Raw genomic sequence first — 573 nt, forward strand, 5'->3', positions numbered from 1 at the left:
TTGCCGATGCGCCTGTGTTTGCAGGGAAGCTGACAGCGAACGGACTGGATGCCAATGGTGAGAAAGTTACCAATGTTGGTGCGGGTACAGCAGCAACCGATGCAGTAAACAAAGGCCAGCTTGATGCGTTAAGTACGTCAAGCAATAACAAGACTGATGCCTTGGGCAACAGCACAGCCAACAATCTGGGTGGTGGAGCAAGCTATGACAGCACTACAGGTGCAGTAAGTGCACCAACCTATGTCACCACTAAAACTGACGGTACAACGGTTAATGCCAACAATGTCGGTGATGCCTTAACTAACCTGAACAATGAAGTGGTTAAACCGATTACCTTTGCAGGTAACAGCGGCAGTGTCGACCGTAAATTGGGTGAAACCCTGAATATCACAGGTGGGCTGACAGCATCTGGCTCGAACTCGAATGTGAAGACGGTCATCAGTGGCAATACCGTTGATATTCAACTTGCCGATGCGCCTGTGTTTGCAGGGAAGCTGACAGCGAACGGACTGGATGCAAATGGTGAGAAAGTTACCAATGTCGGTGCGGGCACAGCAGCAACCGATGCAGTAA

Annotated in this window: 1 pseudogene; it reads left to right on the top strand. The window is 50.1% G+C overall.

What is annotated here, in order from left to right:
• Positions 1–573, top strand: a pseudogene (locus ACIF8R_RS18355) (hypothetical protein); the annotation flags it as partial.

The organism is Acinetobacter sp. ABJ_C4_1 (genome assembly GCF_044538495.1).
Taxonomy (GTDB): Bacteria; Pseudomonadota; Gammaproteobacteria; order Pseudomonadales; family Moraxellaceae; genus Acinetobacter; species Acinetobacter nosocomialis_A.